General features: G+C 42.6%; 11 protein-coding genes and 1 pseudogene. 7 read left to right on the top strand and 5 right to left on the bottom strand.

Features of this window, described 5'->3' with window-relative positions:
- The first annotated feature begins 210 nt into the window (after positions 1 to 210).
- Positions 211 to 1,131, top strand: coding sequence for a ribonuclease D (locus tag IQ274_RS30170; RefSeq protein WP_163926617.1), 921 nt, complete (start codon positions 211 to 213; stop codon positions 1,129 to 1,131).
- 367 nt (positions 1,132 to 1,498) lie between these two features.
- Positions 1,499 to 2,341 (top strand): tetratricopeptide repeat protein, encoded by an 843-nt coding sequence (locus IQ274_RS30165; protein ID WP_194144435.1) that lies wholly within the window; start codon positions 1,499 to 1,501, stop codon positions 2,339 to 2,341.
- A 376-nt stretch (positions 2,342 to 2,717) separates the two neighbouring features.
- On the opposite strand, the gene IQ274_RS30160 is transcribed toward IQ274_RS30165, so the two are convergent.
- Together IQ274_RS30160 and IQ274_RS30155 are read right to left on the bottom strand one after the other, a co-directional pair.
- Positions 2,718 to 7,175: a tetratricopeptide repeat protein gene (locus IQ274_RS30160; protein ID WP_194144434.1), complete on the bottom strand. Its 4,458-nt coding sequence runs from the start codon at positions 7,173 to 7,175 to the stop codon at positions 2,718 to 2,720.
- Complete coding sequence (locus IQ274_RS30155) at positions 7,176 to 7,502, bottom strand: hypothetical protein (RefSeq protein ID WP_194144433.1); 327 nt, start codon at positions 7,500 to 7,502, stop codon at positions 7,176 to 7,178. It abuts the gene before it with no gap.
- Positions 7,503 to 7,708: 206 nt separating this feature from the next.
- On the opposite strand from IQ274_RS30155, the gene IQ274_RS30150 reads away from it, so the two are divergent.
- Positions 7,709 to 8,293 carry an Npun_F5749 family FMN-dependent PPOX-type flavoprotein gene (locus tag IQ274_RS30150; protein WP_163926623.1) on the top strand — a complete coding sequence of 195 codons (585 nt, stop codon included), beginning with the start codon at positions 7,709 to 7,711 and terminating at the stop codon, positions 8,291 to 8,293.
- A gap of 45 nt (positions 8,294 to 8,338) precedes the next feature.
- Here the strand turns inward: IQ274_RS30150 and cysE are convergent, their stop codons facing one another.
- From cysE to IQ274_RS30135, 3 genes are all read right to left on the bottom strand, one after another.
- Positions 8,339 to 9,103, bottom strand: a complete 765-nt coding sequence (gene cysE, locus IQ274_RS30145; protein WP_194144432.1) for a serine O-acetyltransferase — start codon at positions 9,101 to 9,103, stop codon at positions 8,339 to 8,341.
- A 137-nt stretch (positions 9,104 to 9,240) separates the two neighbouring features.
- Positions 9,241 to 9,735: a hypothetical protein gene (locus tag IQ274_RS30140; protein WP_163926625.1), complete on the bottom strand. Its 495-nt coding sequence runs from the start codon at positions 9,733 to 9,735 to the stop codon at positions 9,241 to 9,243.
- Positions 9,736 to 10,091: 356 nt separating this feature from the next.
- Complete coding sequence (locus tag IQ274_RS30135; RefSeq protein ID WP_194144431.1) at positions 10,092 to 11,750, bottom strand: DUF3352 domain-containing protein; 1,659 nt, start codon at positions 11,748 to 11,750, stop codon at positions 10,092 to 10,094.
- Between the two features lie 157 nt (positions 11,751 to 11,907).
- Between IQ274_RS30135 and IQ274_RS30130 the strand changes: the two genes are divergently transcribed.
- The 4 genes and pseudogenes from IQ274_RS30130 to IQ274_RS30115 form a co-directional block, all read left to right on the top strand.
- Positions 11,908 to 12,240: a rhodanese-like domain-containing protein gene (locus IQ274_RS30130; protein ID WP_012411996.1), complete on the top strand. Its 333-nt coding sequence runs from the start codon at positions 11,908 to 11,910 to the stop codon at positions 12,238 to 12,240.
- A 446-nt stretch (positions 12,241 to 12,686) separates the two neighbouring features.
- Positions 12,687 to 13,817 (top strand): heat-inducible transcriptional repressor HrcA, encoded by a 1,131-nt coding sequence (hrcA, locus tag IQ274_RS30125; RefSeq protein WP_194144430.1) that lies wholly within the window; start codon positions 12,687 to 12,689, stop codon positions 13,815 to 13,817.
- A gap of 113 nt (positions 13,818 to 13,930) precedes the next feature.
- Positions 13,931 to 14,608: a DUF2834 domain-containing protein gene (locus IQ274_RS30120; protein ID WP_194144429.1), complete on the top strand. Its 678-nt coding sequence runs from the start codon at positions 13,931 to 13,933 to the stop codon at positions 14,606 to 14,608.
- 735 nt (positions 14,609 to 15,343) lie between these two features.
- A pseudogene (locus tag IQ274_RS30115) lies at positions 15,344 to 15,460 on the top strand (photosystem II q(b) protein); the annotation flags it as partial.

Here is a 15,460-nt window from a genome sequence, read left to right as displayed (position 1 = left end):
TGCTGAGGAACTTTTCCAATGATAAACTATGCAGCCTTAAAGTAGTGAATCGATGTTATCAGATTTGGGTCAGTTTGGCGATGTCTACGCCTATGCAGCTCAAAACTTCATCTTTTTGCAATACTGTGCCAGCAAAATTACCAACAAAATGTTACTTTAGAAAACTATGGCTTACTTAAAATGCCCTAAATATTCAGGAAATATCAGCCAATGCCCTACCTCACTTCTGCCAGCGAAATTAGTGCTATTGTCGCTGAATACACCAATGTCAAAACACTGTGGATAGATACAGAAGTAGCTGACTATAAAAGTCGTAATCCTAGATTATCGCTGATTCAGGTGTTAGATAATCCCCAAGATATGAGTGGCGATCGCGTCTATCTTTTAGATGTGCTAGATAAACCTAATATCATAGCTGAGTTTATTGAAAAAATTATGATAAATTCTGCCATTGAAAAAGTTTTTCACAATGCCAGTTATGATCTAAAATTTCTCGGTAACAAGAAAGCTAAAAATATTACTTGCACTTTAGAAATGGCAAAAAAAATTCCCTACCATATTTTGCCATTACCTAACTATCAACTCAAAACCATAGCTACAGCACTTTGTAGCTTTAACAATATCGATAAACAAGAGCAAACCAGCGATTGGGGAAAACGCCCCCTGACTGAAGAACAGATAGAGTATGCTTATCTAGATTGTATTTATCTTGCTCAAATCCACTCAAATTTATTAGGTTTACAAGCCAAAGCCAACCCAGAACCCACAACGGAAGATTTAATATCACTAAGTACTAGATACTCACAACTTGAGCAACAATGGAAGTTGTTGAATTCAGAATTTGAGCATTTGCAAGAACGTATGAAAAAAGCGATGCAAGCTCAGAATATATCTGAAACTTATTATCATAAGCTGACTAGTTACGATCGCACTACAGTCAAAGCTACTTTTTCAGAATTGGCCAGGCTAGCACAAACCCAAGATATTGATTTAGATTTTCCCATCACACTAACTCAGAAACTCCAAAAAGATTTAGGCCCAAATCTAGAACAACTGTCTGTAGATATTGAAAAAACTACCTCTTGGCGGCTAACTCCGAAAGCTCAAGAGAGTGAAAAAGAAGATGAGTAAATTGTCCATAAGGCTACCAATGTCAGAATTTATGGAGTTATTGTTTATAGCAAATCTTAAGATTTCAAATATATTTTTTTCAAAAAGTATCTTAAAAAACATGAGCTACAGTAGCTTTCTGCTCAGAAATCCATTGTCAAGAAGTAAAGAGATGACAATAACAAAGAGCCGAATTGACAATTTTTATACTTTATAATTCATGTTTTTCCCTTAATATAACTATTAAATAAATATATTGAATATCTGGTAAATTTGTTAATTGACTTGAAACGTCTATCAAAAGTTAGAATAACCATTGAGTTAAAGAATTAAAATCTAGATTTTGGTACTAATTACGTTCAGGTGTTATGGCAGTTTATATTAAATTATGAGACCGCGTTTATTTAGACAAAAGCGAACAAAGGTAAATCAAGTATTTACTATAGCTATTTTTACTACATTGACAGCAATTAGCAGTGTTTCTTGTAGCAAGAATGACAGTGTTTTGGTGACAGAAATAGGAGTTAGTACACCTAGCCGTCGTTCAGCTACAGCATCGAGAGGTGGAGAATTCTATCTTCAGGGAAAGAATCAGCATTTAAACGGCGATTTACAAGCTGCGATCGCTTCCTATAGTAAGGCAATTAGTCAAAACTCTCAATATGGCGCTGCTTATAACGGCCGGGGATTAGCCTATTTTGATTTGGGAGACAAGGAAAAAGCGATCGCAGATTACAATCAAGCCCTCCGCATCAACCCTAACGACGCTGAAGCTTACAATAACCTGGGCAATGCCCGCGCCTCACTAGAAGGTAACAGAGAAGCGGTTAAAGATTACAGTGAAGCGATTCGCCTTAATCCCAATTACGCCGAAGCCTACAACAACCGGGGAAATGCCCGCGCCGCCAATGGAGACAGAAAAGGGGCGATAGACGATCTCAGTCAAGCGATTCGCCTTAACCCCAGATATGCGATCGCCTATAATAACCGAGGAAATGCCCGTGCTGCCAATGGAGATCCAACGGGTGCGATCGCAGATTACAATCAAGCCATTCGCCTCAACCCTAACTTTGCCCCTGCCTACAATAACCGAGGAAATGCCCGCGCCACCAATGGAGATAGACAGGGGGCACTCAAGGATTTAGAAAAAGCAGCGAGCATTTTTCAAAGTCAGGGTAACAACGATTTATACCAACAAGTGATGAAAAACATCAAAGAACTGAGACAGTAGGTAAAAAGACAGGGGGCAGGTGTAGGTTTTTAACACCAAAAGCAAAGATGAAATAAGCTCAACAACCCCAGCAAGGCAAACAAGGTGTTGCGATCGCTCGGCATAGATCCTGATTCTCTCACCTGAATTGCCGTAAACACTCATTAACGAAGCTCCGAGGTTCATTAATGGAGTTCAAAGCCTCATTAACGAAGCTCCGAGGTTCATTAATGGAGTTCAAAGCCTCATTAATGGAGTTCAAAGACTCATTAATGGAGTTCAAAGACTCATTAATGGAGTTCAAAGACTCATTACAGCAGTTTTCATTTACTAAAATCCCACTCTTGTATTCTCCTCTGCGTGAGACAAAAATCTTTCAGTAATTACGAATTACGAATTACGAATTACGCATTACCCTAGCAAGACTTGCACTTACACCTTCAGCATCCGGTGACTTCAATCGCTGCAAAATCTCTAAAGCTGGTTGCAAATAGGATATCGCTTTAGTGTATTCACCCTGCTGTTCTGCCAAATGTCCTAACCACCACAGAGTCATTGCTTTGCCTTGGAAATTTCCAATGCGTTCTTTTATTTCCAAAGACTGATTGAAAAGTGCGCTCGCTTGATCCACTTCCCCTTTGTTGGCGTAGAGAATTCCCAGTTGGTGCAACGTCCCCGCTTTGCCTTGGACATCTCCAATGCGTTCTTTTATTTCCAAAGACTGATTGAAAAGTGCGCTCGCTTGATCCACATCCCCTTTGTTGGCGTAGATACTTGCCAATTGGTTTAACGTTGCCGCTTTGCCTTGGACATTCCCAGCGCGTTCATCAATTTCAAGGACTCGATTATAGAGTGCGATCGCTTGCTCGACTTCCCCTTTGTTGGTATATATACCGGCAAGTTCGTGCAACGTTGCCGCTTTGCCTTGGACATTCCCAGCGCGTTCACTTATTTTCAAAGACTGCTCGAAAAGTGCGATCGCTTGCTCGACTTCCCCTTTGTTGGCGTAGATACGTCCCAGAGAGTGCAACGTCGCCGCTTTGCCTTGGACATCACCAATGTGTTCTTTTATTGACAAAGACTGACTATAGAGTACCATCGCTTCATCTACTTTCCCTTGGTTGGCGTAAATATCTGCGAGATTGTGCAACGTCGTCGCTTTGTCTTGGACATTACCAGTGCGTTCACTTATTTCCAAAGACTGATTGTAGAGCGCGATCGCTTCTTCCAAATTCCCTTTGTTGGCGTAGATAAATCCCAGACAGTGTAACGTCGCCGCTTTGCCTTGGGCATTACCAATGCGCTCATTTATTTCCAAAGACATATTGTAGAGTGCGATCGCTTCATCCACTTCCCCTTTGTTGGCGGAGAGAATTCCCAGCTGGTGCAACGTCGTCGCTTTACCTTGAACATCTCCAATGCGTTCATTTATCTCCAAAGACTGATTGTAGAGCGCGATCGCTTGCTCCACTTCCCCTTGGTTGGTGTAGATACGTCCCAGCAAGTCCAACGTCGCTGCTTTGCCTTGAACATTTCCAATGCGTTCATTTATTTCCAAAGACTGATTGTAGAGTGCGATCGCTTCATCCACTTCCCCTTTCTTGGCGTAGATACTTGCCAGTTTGTTCAAAGTTGCCGCTTTACCTTCGATATTAATGCGCTCATCAATTTCCAAAGACTGATTGTAGAGTGCGATCGCTTCATCCACTTCCCCTTTCTTGGCGTAGATACTTGCCAGTTTGTTCAACGTTAGTGCTTTCCAATAGGCATCACCAATACGTTCAAAAACTTCCAAGCACTGATTATAGAGTGCGATCGCTTCATCCACTTCCCCTTTGTCGGCGTAGATATCTGCCAGATTGTTCAACGTCGCCGCTTTGGTTTGGACATCACCAATGCGTTGAGTTATCTCCAAAGACTGGTTGTAGAGCGCGATCGCTTCATCTACTTCCCCTTTATTGGCGTGGATACGTCCCAGATTGTTCAACGTCGCGGCTTTGCCTTGGACATTTCCAATGCGTTGATTTATTTCCAAAGATTGATTGTAGAGTGCGATCGCTTCATCCACTTCCCCTTTATTGGTGTGGATCATTCCCAGTCGGTGCAACGTTGCCGCTTTGCCTACTACATTTCCAATGCGTTCTTTTATTTCCAAAGACTGATTGAAAAGTGCGATCGCTTCATCCACTTCCCCTTTGTTCTCGTAGAAAATTGCCAGTTCATGCAACGTCGCCGCTTTACCTTGGACATCACCAATGCGTTGAGTTATTTCCAAAGACTGATTGTAGAGTGCGAACGCTTCATCTACTTCCCCTTTGCTGGCTTTTAGTACCCCTAAATCATGATAAATTGATGCTAATTCTTGTTCGTCTTCTGCGGGACAAAGATTTAAAGCTTGTTGGTAATGGTTTAGTGCTTGATCAACCTCACCGATTTGGCGTTCACAATAAGCAATTTCTCTGAGAAAAATATGGTTTTTAGTAATTTCTAAGGTTGATTTGCATAGATGTATTACTTCCCGAAATCGACTTTGATGCAACAAGTAGTTAACCAATAAACTAGCTATTTTCGCCGCGATTTCTTCATCTTTCCCCAACAACGCTAAACGATGAATTTCTAAACTTTGTGCTTCCGTAGCAGTTTCCCACTCTTCCCACCACAGGCGATACAAAATTTGTGCAGCTTGTTTATACAACTCTTCACCCTTAGGGTTTTCTGGAAATAGCAACGGTGACAAAATCCGGGGAACACGATACAACCTCTCTGTGTTGTTGGTAAGTGTCACTTCCAACAAACCCAAAATTTCAGCGCGTTGAATATGACTTTCCCAACTTGAGATATCCTCACAAATCGGAGAAATAGCAGCTTGAGGAACAGGTAACTCATACACCAACAACTTCCCCAGCATAAGACGCAAAGCTGGAGTTTGCTGCTTCAGCAATTCCTCAGCCAAAATATCCTCACGAAATTCCTTTTCCTTATCTGCCATCTTTTGCAGAATCATCTCAACTCCCCTCATATACCCCTCCTCGCTTGCGGGGAAGGGTGCCGTAGGCGGGGTGGGGTTCGGGGAATTTTGCAAAATCTTATCTAACCATTCCAACAGCCGAGGATTTCCATCTGCTGCTTGTTTGGCACGTTCCGGCAAATCTGGCTGAAATTGCCAACTGCCATTAAACGAATCCAGACGATTATACTTTTTAATTAAATCTGCCCCACCCAAAGCCCCCAGAGGTTCGCGGTACAGACGATGATTCAGTTCCGACAAGGTGAAATTGTAGCGACAGGTAATAATTACCTTGTGGGGAAGTTGGGAATTTTGCATCGCCTTCAGCAACGCCAGCAGTACATCCACAACTTGTGGTTGCAAGACATAAACCCCATTTCGTAAATCCAAATTAGCCTCAAAGTCATCCAGCACAAAGGCAAAGCGCTGTTCTTTGGTATTCAGTCCTTCAGTGAAAAACTTGGTGAGGCGCTGCATCAAAGGTAACTTGCCATTGAGAATTTCATGCCCCCGTTCTGAGGTACATTGTTCAGCAAGGGTTTTGAGTAGTTTGTCCTCATCCAGTTGCCGAAAGTTCACCAGCCTGTCATAGCCAACCATCCTTTCCAGAAGTCGCGCCGTCACAGTACTCTTACCCACACCCCCCAGTCCGTGAATTAGTACCCCTAATGAAGTGCGAATTGCTTTAAGACAACGTTGCAAAGTCCGCCGTCTCCCAACAAACTCAGAGGGTTTCGCCACCCGCACCAGTTGGGTATCGGGATCTAAAAACTGTTGATAAGCAGGTTCCGGCGCTGAGGGTGGCAAATCTCCCAAAACTTCCACCAACGCACCGGGACATTCTCCCTGGACATATAACCGCAATAAATGCCAGTCACGCACATTCTGTTTAAACAACTGCTGGTAAGTGCTAGCGAGTGCTTCAGCTAATTGATATCCGGCTGCCAATTTCCCGTAGAGGTGCGCGGCGGCGGCTGTAGCTGTCCGATCTTCCACAGGCCGCCCCCAACTTAAAACCGCCCTAGCACCTTGGGCAATAAGTGCCTCAGCCATTGAAGGGACAGCCCCTTTATCTGGTGCTTGTCCAGTCCGACACCCAGATAAAAACACCAACTTGGGAAAGCGAAACCGGAAGACTTCGGCCAGTTCTGCGGCAGTGGTTTCGTGGCGATCGCCGATTTCCGTCTCAGTAATAAAGTAAGGCGTGTAAGGTGCTTCATCTTTAATTGAGGCGTGTCCTGTGAGGTGAAACACATCAAAGTCATCAAGATAGCGACTCCACACCCTACCCAACTCGCTAACGCAACCGCTTTCTTCCACCCGCAAATCTACAGCAAAATCTCGCGTATCAGCCAGAATTCTCGCTTCTTCCTGTTCAAACTCTAACTTTGGTTCTACATCTTCCGGGTCGGTTGCCATAAACAATACTCGCAATTGTCGTGCTTCCACAGAAAACGGTTCCGTTTCTTTTTCAATCCAGCGCAGAGGTAACACCACTGGATTAACCCGCTTGACCAAAAAATCCTCATCATCATGCAGCACTTCCCAAGGTAGATGTGCCAATTTTTGATCGGTATCAATGGCAATTACCAACCCCTCACCGCGACAGTTAGCAATTCCCCGACTCAACCACCGTCCATCGCCATCCAACCAAAAAAATAACTGCTTCCCGATTCCTGGTAAATTGGGCAGCAGTTTATAATAATCGCGATCGCCTTGCTTGAGGAAATCAGCGATTTCTGCTAATTTCAGGCGACGTGATTCATAGTGATTTTTTTGAGGTAGCCAATACCTGAGTTCAACTGTTTCTTGCGTACTTTCCCGAAGTTGAATGCGGATAGTTTGCACTTATTTGCTAATAGATTTGAGGATTTCCGTGATTTCCTCTATGGTAGCCTCTTCGAGTAAAATCCTGTTTCCAGTATCAGGGTCAAGAATTACTACATCAAATTGCTTCCCTGGATGAGATTTATGCCATTCTTGGTACCATTTGCGAATTTGTTCAGCTAAAGCCGCCACACCACCCACAATGCCAATAATAGTAGCGATCGCCGCCAAAGTTCCCTCTCTCTGCGTCGGAACTTCATAGCTTCCCGATATTCCAGGAATTTCTAGCAAAGCCTCGGCTGCGGCTGGTGCGCCTTCTCCTTCAATTCCAACTTGAATTTCTGCCATAGCTCATCTGCGAATTTATACAACATACTGTATATTCTGCGTTGAATTGAGGATAATATTCACGCAAAGACACAGAGACAATTGCAAACTTATTTACTTAGTGTTGTACCAATTGTCTAAAATAAGGCAACAGACCCCAACCTGGAAACCCAGATTTAATCTGACTTTCTTCATTTTTAACTTTTAATTTTTAATTTTTAATTGATATGTCTCTTGCTCCTTGGCGAGGTGCGATCGCTCATGCACTCCATCGCAACCGCAGCCTTGTTTATGCCCGCTACCTGCAACTAGCAACAGTGCAACCCAATGGCCGCCCCGCTAATCGTACTCTAGTCTTTCGCGGCTTCCTAGAAGATACAAACCAGCTAAGATTTATCACCGATACTCGTAGCGCCAAAGCTGACCAGATACAGCAACAACCTTGGGCAGAAGTTTGCTGGTACTTCCCCAATACACGAGAACAATTCCGCATCGCTGGCGATTTGACCCTAATCAGCAGTGATGATTCTCACCAAGATTTACAACCAGCCCGGATAGCAATGTGGCAAGAATTAAGTGATGCGGCGCGTTTACAGTTTGGTTGGCCCTATCCTGGTAAACCCAGAATCACAGAAGCAGGAGCTTTTGAGCCATCACCAGCCGATCCTATTGAGCCACTCCCTAATTTTTGTCTCCTGCTACTCGATCCGGTGCAAGTAGACCATTTAGAATTACGCGGCGAACCACAAAATCGATGGCTTTACCACCGTAATCAACAGCAAGAGTGGTCTAGCGAAGCAATTAATCCGTGATTTAGTCAAGAGTCAAAAGATTGACCCTTAACCCTTGACTTTTAACTAAATGCCAGCACCATCTAGAAATTGCTGGATGGTCTTATCTTTGAGGTTGCACCAGCGAGTATCGTTGGTTGGCTCATCCTCTTTGGTGGCTAAACAACCCACTAAAACAGGAGTTTTTTCTGAAGAATTAGTGCGCTGAAGAGTTTGTATTTGTTCTTCCAACGCCTCAATCCGGTCTACTAAAGCACGAATTACTTGAGCTTCCGAATCTGGTAAGTTATTGTGTTCAAGAGGTGAAACCCGAACTCCAGAACGATACATGATGCGCCCAGGCACCCCTACCACAGTACAGTCTGAAGGTACATCCCTTAGAACAACAGACCCAGCGCCAATACGAACATTATTACCAATTTGGATATTGCCCAGTACCTTTGCTCCAGCCCCGACTACGACGTTTTCACCCACAGTTGGATGGCGTTTACCACATTCTTTACCAGTACCCCCAAGGGTAACACCTTGATAAATTAGGGCATAGTCTCCCACGATCGCAGTTTCACCAATTACTACACCCATTCCGTGGTCAATAAACACACTTTTTCCAATTACTGCACCAGGGTGGATTTCAATTCCAGTCAAAAACCGTGCCAAGTGAGAAATCAGGCGAGGAATGAAAGGAAGACCAAGCGTATACAGCCAGTGAGCCAGCCTATGGAATAGCAGGGCTTGCAAACCAGGGTAACAAAATAAAACTTCCAACCAGTTACGGGCAGCTGGGTCACGTTCAAATATGATACGAAAGTCAGCACGCAGTATAGATAGCACGAGATAGCACCCTCGGAAAGCACAACAAGCTACTCTCCCATATTATCGTCTCAGGTGTTACACATAAAAATTGGGAATGGGGAATGGGAAATTGGGAATTAGTTATTCATTCTTCACTCCTAACTTCCCACTCTCTATTACTGCTGCTCTACTGCCAGAGTATAATCACGCTTGACCCCAGAATTAAATGTACCTACCCAAATCCGATAAGTACCTCTTTTCCAGTTGCGATCGCTAACGCTAGCATCTTTTCTTTTGCCAGTATCATCGCCGCAGCGAATCGTATTTTGATCTGGGCCTTGAATGAGTAAAGTCGTGTCGGTATTGTTGCTATCGACTTTGATTGTTAGCTGAGAAAAGTCATTTTCCAAAACCATAATGTGATCTGGATTAGGATCGGCAAAACCAATACAGGCTTTTTGATCGCGATCGCGGTTACTTATGGCAGACAATGAGTAAGAACCACCTGTAAACCCCTGCACTGTTCCTGGTGCTGGATTAGAGTTTGTTGACACGGTAAAAGTACCAAAATTCGCTGCTGTCTCTGCTATTACAGGTGTAGCTGTGATGGTGGCAAGTATAGCCAACAACCAGCCGCCGCTAAACTCAAGTCGGGGGCGACAAAATTTCATAGTAGCCCTCCAACAGGCTGTTAAATTAGTAATGATATATACATATTCTAATGAAAAAATTCCAGTGAAATTTCAGTTGGTTGTGCCACATTAAAATGTGCCACAATTAAGGCTTTTGAAAGCAAACAGCTAATTGCTAGGCTGTCTATTGATATAAGCAGCAGCGACCATTCTTCAACTGATGATTTGGATGTGATTACCTCTGTTGAACGCAGGATCTTATCTCTTAAAGAAAACCCTTAACGGACGATTTAAATAGCAAATAATACAGTAAATTTACGAAAATCTTACTTAACAGAAAAAGGCAGAAGATAAAATAATTTTTCACCTTCTGCACTTGAGCTTTTATGAAAATTTCATGAATTCTTGAGTTGGAAGAAAACGCCACCTTTGAGCGATCGCGTGTCAGTTCCATAACTGCTAACTGTGAGCGATCGCAGATTATCAAAAAATGGTTTCCCTAAAACTTCCACTAGTTTGAGAATCGGTACTTGACGCTCTAACAAATTCTGACTCTTTGTCCAGTCAAGATATATATAGCCTTGGTTTGGTAAGGGAATTGCAGCAATACTATCTTGAAAATTGGGATTGTCAATTAAGGAATTATCCTTAGTTGTGAGAATTTCATTTATCGTTTCTAAGTCAGAAGTGAAAATTTCGTAATTTCCTAAAGTTGTATGCAATCCCCGCACTTTTGTTTCAATACTGAAAGATGCTCCTTCTTTAGCATCACTTTTTTTAGCCGCCGTAGTTAACTCTGTCCAAGCAGAGACTTTTTGCTTATCTATAGTCAGAGGATTAATGCTGAGTCCATTGGATGATGCGATCGCATCTAAACGCGCAATACCTTGTTCTACACTCTCAGATTTTTCCACCACAAAAATCCAATGAGGGGTTGTTTGCTCTTTCTCAGGTAACAATGCGATCGCATATTCTCCCTGTACCCAACTAAAAATATCCTCTGGTAAGTTTATACCCCACCGTTTTTGAACATCTACTAAAGGTTTGGCTAACCGAGAAACTACATCTTCCCCAGAACCATATATAGTAGCTGTTGCTTGTTTCCAGAGTTTGGCTAAATCGCTCTCACCCAAATTACTCAAATTTGAGCCAGAAATTACCAAACCTGCCGATGCTGGAACATACTGCAATGCTTCCACAGGTTTAGATAGTGTTGTAGATGGAGTGAGAATTTCTGATGAAGTCAAAAATGTAGTTTCTGCTAGCAATCCTTTGGGATTCAACGCCAGAGAAATAATTTCACTGTTATAAAGTTGTTCTGACAACTCTAAGCCTTGCCATTTTGCTACAACAGGAAGATTTAAGAACGCTACAGCTAAACCCCCTTTGGGCAGTTCTTTAGTAGCTTTTTGGTATTCGGGGGAGCTAGTCAAATTCAGATCGGGCGCTTGGACGTTATTAATCGCGTCTTTCAACACTTTCGGATCGTTGGCAAACAACACAAAGCCTTCACCAACAACCGCACCTGCAAGCAAATCCTTCTCTGGTTGAGAATTATCATAAATCAGCTTTACACCTTTATATTCTTCAACATCTAAAGTTGCTCCAGATAAGGCCCGTTTGGAAAACAACAATTCAACAAACTCGCGGCTTTTCTCAGGTTGCTTAGTTGCTAGTGCTAACAGATACCCTGGCTGCTGTCCGTTTTCTGGATCGCGATCAATATCTAAGGTGGTGATAGCTAATGTAATTTCATTCCCTAACCAGGGTTGAACGTCTTGTTTATAATCTATGCCACTTTTGGCGAATAAACTGGTTTTGAGTTTAGATAGTTCCTCTTCACGTTCCAACGCCTGCAACCGATCGGGATTTGTCAGCAGTGAAACCATTGCTGGCGAAAGTTTTGATACGAATATGGCTGCACCAGGCTCAGAGGTAGAAGCAATGAGGTTAGCCGGACTTTTGGTGAAAAACCAGTAAAAGCCAGCGATCGCAATTAGCAATGCGATCGCACCTGCTACGATAAAACCAATAAATGAACGTTGCCTATTCACATTAAACCTTTAAAAAAGACGGTTTACAGCCATTTAAGCAGAAAGCCTACCAGAATTTATCAGCCTTCTTGAGAATCGATACTCATGCAAAGGCAGAGATTTTCTGTCACCATAAATAAGATTAGGACTGTTTATAGGGAATTCTTTTAGTCAACCCATGAACCAGATTAGTGTAGAAGAACTGGCACAACGTCTTTCCTCTGGTGATGGAAGTATACAGCTAGTAGATGTCCGAGAACCAGAAGAATTGGCGATCGCTAACATTGAGGGCTTTGTCAACCTACCCTTGAGTCAATTTGCCGAATGGGGACATGAAATACCTACCCTCTTCAATCCTCAAGCTGAAACCCTTGTGCTATGCCACCACGGTATTCGCTCTGCCCAAATGTGTCAGTGGTTAATTGCTCAAGGTTTTACAAATGTGCAAAATATTTCGGGTGGTATTGATGCTTACTCCATCTTAGTAGACCATTCAATTCCCCAATATTAGCTTGTGTTTGGGTGCATTACTCAGATGGAACTTAATTCCATCTGGCTTTTGCTATTGTGAAAATAGCACTAAATTAGTTTAGGGACTCGCCAGAAAAGTTTGTAACTTTCTCCACTGGCTACACAACTTACGCAACTTTTCGACCCTAATCTTAGCTGCAATAGCCGCAAAAATACGTATACAACAATACTTTTATAAGTGTAGAATTATGCAAAAATAAGGCAGAAAAGAATGTTGTAAATTCAAACTCTTAGCTTTTGATGCAAAGCCTAGATTCTATTGAGAGCGCACTTTTCAATAATGGTGTACACGAACCTTAAAATTAATTATCACAATATAATTGTATAATTTGTTATCTTAATAAATTATTAATATTCCTTGTTTAAATCAAATCCAGAAATTTCTCCAGACTTTGATTAAAATTTGCCTCTAGCAAAACATATCCTATGGAAGTCCAGTTAACAAATCGGCAACAGCATATACTTTGGGCAACGGTACGTCACTACATTGCTACGGCAGAGCCTGTTGGTTCAAAGGCTTTGGGCGAAGAGTACGACCTGGGTGTAAGTTCAGCCACAATTCGCAATGTGATGGGCGTTTTAGAAAAATCTGGATTACTCTACCAACCACACGCTTCTGCTGGACGTGTACCTTCAGATTCAGGCTATCGCATTTATGTTGACCAGCTAATTACACCTTCTCTGCGTTCGCGCAGCGTGTCGCAGACAGACGCTACGCGGACAGAAACTTTAGGGCGAGAAATAGAGGTGGCATTACAAAAGCATCTCCAGTGGGAAGATCGGAGTTTAGAAACCCTACTGCAAGGAGCCGCGCAAATTTTAGCAACCTTGAGTGGTTGCATTAGCTTGATAACTATGCCGCAAACTACAACAGCGCTATTGCGACATCTGCAATTAGTGCAAATTGAAGCTGGGCGGATCATGTTAATAGTTGTTACCGATGGTTATGAGACACATTCCAAGTTAATGGATTTGTCGCCAATACCAGAAGAGACACAACGAGATTCAGAGGTAGTCGATCGCGAGTTGCAGATTGTTTCTAACTTTTTGAACACCCACTTGCGGGGGCGAAGTCTGTTGGAATTAGCCAACCTCAACTGGAGCGAACTTGATCAGGAATTCCAACGCTACGGAGAATTCTTGAAAAATTCAGTTGCCGAATTGACTCGTCGCACTCTTGCGCCGACTACCACACAAATTATGGTTCGGGGTGTGTCAGAAGTTTTGCGCCAGCCAGAATTTTCCCAGTTACAGCAGGTACAAACGATTATCCACCTGCTGGAAGAAGAACAAGACCAACTATGGCGATTAATATTTGAGGAACCAGAACCGGAGGATGCTGGTAAGTCAAGGGTAACGGTTCGCATTGGCGCAGAAAATCCATTAGAACCGATACGCACCTGCACTTTGATTTCTTCCACCTATCGCCGAGGTTCAATACCAGTAGGAAGTGTGGGAGTTTTGGGGCCAACGCGCTTAGATTATGAAAGTGCGATCGCAGTTGTGGCATCTGCTGCTGATTACCTCTCAGAAGCCTTCAGTTATTTCAATCCTTAAGGTAAGGTTTAGGGATAAGCTGCTACGAGTCTAGACGAATGAATAGTGCGATCGCAGGTAGATAGCCCAATTTGTAGTGGCAAAATTAATAATTAATCCTACTTAAATATTTCATGGTTAGAAAAATTGCCTTTGGCTTCCTGTGGTTAGGATTCGTTATTTATGCTTTTTTCCTCGCACCTCCTGAGCAACCTGGTACATTCGATTTAATTAAAAACCTTTCGACTGGAAAGTGGCAAGGCGTTAACCCATTAGTAATAGCACTATTCAACCTCATGGGTATCTGGCCTCTCATCTACAGTGCAGTAGTATTTATTGATGGTAGAAGGCAAAAAATACCTGCTTGGTTATTTGCTACTGCCTCTTTCGGAGTCGGGATATTTGCCTTGTTACCCTACTTAGCCCTTAGAGAACCAAATAATCAGTTTGTTGGTAAAAAGAACATCTTACTCAAGCTGCTAGATTCTCGTGTGACTGGGATTGTGTTGACTGTAGCTACAGTTCTTCTAGTTTCCTACGGTTTAAAAGGAGGAGATTGGGGCAATTTTGTGCAACAGTGGCAAACAAACCGCTTTATCAATGTAATGAGTTTAGATTTTTCCCTGCTTTGTCTCTTATTTCCTGCATTACTAGGGGATGATATGGCGCGTCGCAGTTGGAAAAATCCACAGATATTCTGGTTAATAGCGTTGATACCGCTATTCGGGCCATTGATTTATTTGTGTGTGCGTCCACCTTTACCAGAAGTGGGCATAGAGGCAATACCCAGTCAGCAGCAAGCTGCAAATTAAACCACTTTTTAATTCGTAATTAAAGAAAGTTTCAGCCGGAGATTTAGACTAATTCTCACGAAAATCCTGATATATATAGATTTCTCGTAGGGGTAGGCATTGTCCATTAGTGTCAATTTAAGAAGATAAAGCCCATATTTGTTGGGTGTAAGCCTTAATCTCTCAATGGCGCTTACGCCTAGTTTTGACTAATCTAAGTAACGCAATGTGCAACTTATTTTTAGAACCCCATTTCCATTCCTCTCGCCCACAGGGCTACGGTGTACACACAAGTCAAGGGGTTGGGGGTTAGGTTTGAGACAAAGTTGCACAGGGCGTTAAGTAAGTTGGCACAATAAAATCAAACTATGTAAAGAAAAATGAACTAGCCTAAAACCCTTATACCTATTGCCTTATCCCAACGACAATTATTTACGTTAACTTACTTAATATTTTAAGCAAGCTATTTTTCAATGAGTTAGGGATTTTCCACGCAGGGCGCGTAAATTCTCAGGACTTACGCAAGCAAAATTTGTCATTGCGACCGAAACGTATTGTGGGAAGCAATGCCAGAGTTTTAGGTGAATACGTCGCTATCGCTTGTAATGACGCAATTACGTGAATTTTGCGTTAGTCCTAATTCCAAGAGAAAGTTTCTTCTGAAAGTACTTTACAAAACGCAATAAATTCTTTAAGATGTGTAACAGGTAGTCAAACCTACCTAATTCATCCGCAAATAATCGCATTTATAAAACAATGACAACAACCTTACAACAGCGCTCAAGCGCCAACGTATGGGATCGATTCTGTGAGTGGATCACCAGCACCAACAACCGTATCTACATCGGCTGGTTCGGCGTAGTCATGATCCCC

The sequence above is a fragment of the Nostoc sp. LEGE 12447 genome (genome assembly GCF_015206985.1).
Taxonomy (GTDB): domain Bacteria; phylum Cyanobacteriota; class Cyanobacteriia; order Cyanobacteriales; family Nostocaceae; genus Nostoc.
This window is presented reverse-complemented; position numbering and strand designations above follow the sequence as displayed.

Bases quoted from the DNA above. Each gene is read 5' to 3' on its own strand.
- IQ274_RS30150 (WP_163926623.1), top strand. From the start codon at position 7,709: ATGTCTCTTGCTCCTTGGCGAGGTGCGATCGCTCATGCACTCCATCGC.
- IQ274_RS30130 (WP_012411996.1), top strand. From the start codon at position 11,908: ATGAACCAGATTAGTGTAGAAGAACTGGCACAACGTCTTTCCTCTGGT.
- IQ274_RS30165 (WP_194144435.1), top strand. From the start codon at position 1,499: ATGAGACCGCGTTTATTTAGACAAAAGCGAACAAAGGTAAATCAAGTA.
- IQ274_RS30170 (WP_163926617.1), top strand. From the start codon at position 211: ATGCCCTACCTCACTTCTGCCAGCGAAATTAGTGCTATTGTCGCTGAA.
- IQ274_RS30120 (WP_194144429.1), top strand. From the start codon at position 13,931: ATGGTTAGAAAAATTGCCTTTGGCTTCCTGTGGTTAGGATTCGTTATT.
- hrcA (WP_194144430.1), top strand. From the start codon at position 12,687: ATGGAAGTCCAGTTAACAAATCGGCAACAGCATATACTTTGGGCAACG.
- IQ274_RS30140 (WP_163926625.1), bottom strand. From the start codon at position 9,735: ATGAAATTTTGTCGCCCCCGACTTGAGTTTAGCGGCGGCTGGTTGTTG.
- IQ274_RS30155 (WP_194144433.1), bottom strand. From the start codon at position 7,502: ATGGCAGAAATTCAAGTTGGAATTGAAGGAGAAGGCGCACCAGCCGCA.